Annotated in this window: 1 protein-coding gene; it reads left to right on the top strand. The window is 46.2% G+C overall.

Features of this window, described 5'->3' with window-relative positions; genetic code table 11:
- Window positions 1-104 precede the first annotated feature (104 nt).
- On the top strand, window positions 105-1,145 hold the full coding sequence (locus ABLA85_RS16280) for an IS481 family transposase (RefSeq protein WP_367965418.1): 1,041 nt from the start codon (window positions 105-107) through the stop codon (window positions 1,143-1,145).
- The last annotated feature ends 92 nt before the right edge of the window (window positions 1,146-1,237 follow it).

Below are 1,237 nucleotides of genomic sequence, written 5' to 3'. Positions count from 1 at the left end.
TGTATTAGTCACAATTTGATCTGACACAGGACCTTGAAAGGTTGAGAGTTACCGACTTTGCTATATGGGTATCGAATCCTTATACAAAATACGAGGTAACTCTCATGCTTCATACCAGCAACTCTATTATCAAACACAAAACCGGTTTGCTCAATCTCGCTAAAGAACTCGGTAATGTCTCGAAAGCTTGCCAAATAATGGGCTTTTCACGGGATACCTTTTATCGTTACCAGGAATTGGTGGCCGAAGGCGGCCTTGATGCCCTGATTAATCAAGATCGCCGTGTCCCCAACCTGAAGAATCGGGTTGATGAAGCTATCGAACGGGCGGTAGTCGAATATGCGGTTGAGTTTCCTGCGCATGGACAGCACCGGGCCAGTAATGAATTACGTCAAAAAGGGATTTCTGTTTCCGGCAGCGGGGTTCGCTCTATCTGGCAACGGCATGATTTGGAAAATTTCCCCAAGCGACTGAAAGCGTTAGAAAAGAAAGTCGCTACAGAAGGAATTATTCTGAACGAAGCCCAAATTGCCGCGCTGGAGAAAAAAGCCCAGGATGATGAAGTGTGTGGTGAAATCGAAACGGCTCATCCGGGCTATTTGGGGTCACAGGATACCTTTTATGTCGGTAATCTGAAAGGCGTGGGGCGTATCTACCAACAAACCTTTGTGGATACCTATTCCAAAGTTGCCCATTGTAAGCTGTATACGAGCAAAACGCCGATCACTGCCGCAGACCTGCTTAATGACCGTGTTTTGCCGTTCTATGAAGCTCAGGCATTGCCGACACTGAGAATACTGACCGATCGGGGAACCGAGTACTGTGGTCGCGTAGAGCATCATGATTATGAGCTGTATTTGGCTATCAACGATATTGACCATACGAAAACCAAGGCGAGATCGCCCCAGACGAATGGTATCTGCGAACGCTTCCACAGAACGATTTTACAGGCGTTTTATCAGATCACTTTCCGCAAGAAGCTTTACAGTGATATGGTGGATTTGCAGGCAGATCTGGACAACTGGCTATGGCATTACAATCATGAACGGACTCATCAGGGTAAAATGTGCTGCGGACGTACACCAATGGAGACATTATTGGATGGAAAACGGCTCTGGGCAGAAAAGAATCTGAACCAGATTTAACCTGACAGATACCTGTATAAATAACCGGTAACTGTCAGATCGAGTTTGAGCTAATACACAGTGAAACTCCTTAATAAGGCCTGACACTGACG

Origin of the sequence: Xenorhabdus sp. SGI246, from assembly GCF_040838225.1 — a bacterium.
Lineage (GTDB): Bacteria > Pseudomonadota > Gammaproteobacteria > Enterobacterales > Enterobacteriaceae > Xenorhabdus > Xenorhabdus indica.
This window is presented reverse-complemented; position numbering and strand designations above follow the sequence as displayed.

What these genes read in the sequence shown, in the direction of transcription:
- ABLA85_RS16280 (WP_367965418.1), top strand. Translation starts at nt 105, where the DNA reads ATGCTTCATACCAGCAACTCTATTATCAAACACAAAACCGGTTTGCTC.